2 protein-coding genes are annotated in these 2,460 nt (G+C 52.1%); one reads left to right on the top strand and one right to left on the bottom strand.

What is annotated here, in order from left to right; translation table 11 throughout:
• Window positions 1–792: LysR family transcriptional regulator (locus tag H6F43_RS06870; RefSeq protein WP_190341959.1), on the top strand; the 792-nt coding region annotated here is incomplete at its 5' end.
• A 93-nt stretch (window positions 793–885) separates the two neighbouring features.
• Here H6F43_RS06870 and H6F43_RS06865 read toward each other — a convergent pair.
• Window positions 886–2,460: diguanylate cyclase (locus tag H6F43_RS06865; protein ID WP_190341957.1), on the bottom strand; the 1,575-nt coding region annotated here is incomplete at its 5' end.

Below are 2,460 nucleotides of genomic sequence, written 5' to 3'. Positions count from 1 at the left end.
TATGCGATCGCAACCTTGGAAGAAGAGCTAGGAGTCGTATTGCTCTCGCGGGGACGGTACGGTGCTCAACTCACTCCCGTTGGAGAGCAAATCGTCGATCGTGCTCATCAAGTCGTGTATCTGCTGGATGACATGATCAAACAAGCAAATTTGGCGAAGGGGTTACATGGAGGACATGTCCGCATCTCATCATTTCGCAGTGCAGCCACTCACATTCTCCCGGATGTGATCGCAGAGTTTTGCCGTCAGTATCCTGAGATCGCAGTTAGCATCACGGATTATGACGATCGCCCAGATGTTGAGAAAGATTTGCGCAAAGGACGCGCCGATATTGGCATTACCTACTTGCCAACAGGAAATGAATTTGAAACGTGGGAATTAATGAAAGATGAATTCGTGATGCTGTATCCTCCAGATTTTGAGGCAAAGAATGCTCAGCTCACCTGGGAAGAGCTTCGAGCCTATCCGCTAATCATGGCTCCAGACGGCGATAGCTGTGATGCGATGGTCTATGCTCACTGCACCAAGCACGGAACAACGCTGCAAGCGACCTATCAAATCCGCTCTGATGCAACGATCGTCAATATGGTTGCGAAGGGATTAGGAGCCGCTATTAGTCCCCGATTAGCGGCTGAGCCGATTCCATCAGGCTTAAAGGTTTATAGTCTGCCTGTTCCCTGCTTCAGAATTGTCTGTGTTGCAGTTCTCGCAAATGCCCTGCTGACTCCAGCAGCTTATGCATTTCTCGATCTTCTAAAAATGACACCTGATAAATCCCAACGAGATCGATAGAACAACTACAGTGCTATCATTGCGTGTTAGCGTAATTGACTGTCGCGCAATTCGTTTTACTCAGGAAAATTCTGAGCACGGAGCACCAGACTTTCAGCTTGCTAACACCACTTGATTGCGCCCATTGTGCTTTGCGGTATAGAGCGATCGATCAGCCGCCTGAGTAATTTGCATCACGTCAGCGTAGCTAGGAAATACTGCAATTCCACAGCTAAACGTGACGTTGAAGTAGCTGCCCTCAGTCCGCTGCTGGATTTGAGAAAAGCTCTGACGGATTTGATCCATCACTTGGATTGCAGCGTCCGCGTCCGTATCGACTAAGATGACCGCAAATTCTTCGCCGCCGTAGCGTCCGACCACATCTGTTTGGCGGAGGCGTTGCTGAAGCAGGCGGGCAAGACTTTTGATCACGCGATCGCCTGCGGGATGCCCGTAAGTGTCGTTAACTAATTTGAAGCAGTCGATATCGAGCATGGCAAAAGAAAGGGGCAGCGATTGCCGCGCTGCCCGCTTTAGCTCGATCGCTAACTGCTCCTGAATTTTGGTGTGGTTGTACAATCCCGTGAGACTGTCGCGTACCATCCGCGAGCGCAGAATCGCCGATCGCTGAGCACGACTGGCAACCGACGATACGAGGTGATCTGGCTGAATCGGCTTGGTCAAGAAGTCATCGCCGCCCAAGCTCATTGCAGCGAGCTGCTTGTTCAGATCTGTCTCCATTGAGAGAAACACGATCGGAATCCCCACGTATGCCCGCTGCTGCCGGATTACTGCCGCTAACTCCAAGCCGTTGCAGCTTGGCATGTAGATATCCATCAGCACCAGATCTGGTTTGAATTCGCTGAGCGGCTGCATCACCTGCAAGGGATTGGTGACGATCTGCGTGACCATCCCTGCCTGCTGAAGAATCAGCGCGTGGAACTCTGCCAAGGCTCGATCGTCTTCCACAATCAGAATTCGATAGGGTTCGGGCTGAGAGTAGCCGATGAGCTCATCGAGCTTGTCGATCAGTTCATTCACATTAATCGGCTTTACAAAATAGGCGTCGCCGCCCGCTCGAACTGCCTGCAATCGCGCGACTAAATCGTGGCGTACTGAGGTAAAGATAATAAACGGAGGCTTCTGTGTCTGAGTAACAGACGATTTTTCAGCTAAATCGCTGCTGGGAGCCAAAATGTCCGTAATGATAGCGGCTGGGGGCTTTTCCGCGATGGCGCGATCCAGCTCACCAAGGCGATGAAACGTGCAGACTTGGTAGCCAAAGTAGCTGATTTGAAGCGCCAGTTCTCGCGCCAAGTCTGAGTCTTCCTCAACCAGATAGACTAACCGCTGGGTGCACTCAGACAGCAGCGTGGAGGCAGTCTGAGTCGGGATGTCTTGAAAGGAACGATCGTTCTCACCCCGTAGAAATGCGCAGCGTTGGGTTGTGACCTGCTGTCGGAGCAGCAGCATCAGCTGATTAATGTGCTGCCATTCTTCGAGAGTGGGTGGGGCGTTCGCTGCTATCTGGACCTGTAGACACTGTTCTAGCCTGTGAGCAGTCTGCCCCAATGCAGCGAAACCGTAAGTGGCACTGGAACCCGCAAGCGTGTGCAGCAAGTGATGCAGCGTGCGACTTGTTTCGCCGCTCCACACCGGGGATAGCTGGTTCCAACCAGCTTCGATCGC

This window comes from Leptolyngbya sp. FACHB-36 (assembly GCF_014695955.1).
Taxonomy (GTDB): domain Bacteria; phylum Cyanobacteriota; class Cyanobacteriia; order Leptolyngbyales; family Leptolyngbyaceae; genus FACHB-36.
The sequence above is the reverse complement of the archived record's forward strand: the minus strand, read 5'-3'. Positions and strand labels throughout refer to the sequence as shown.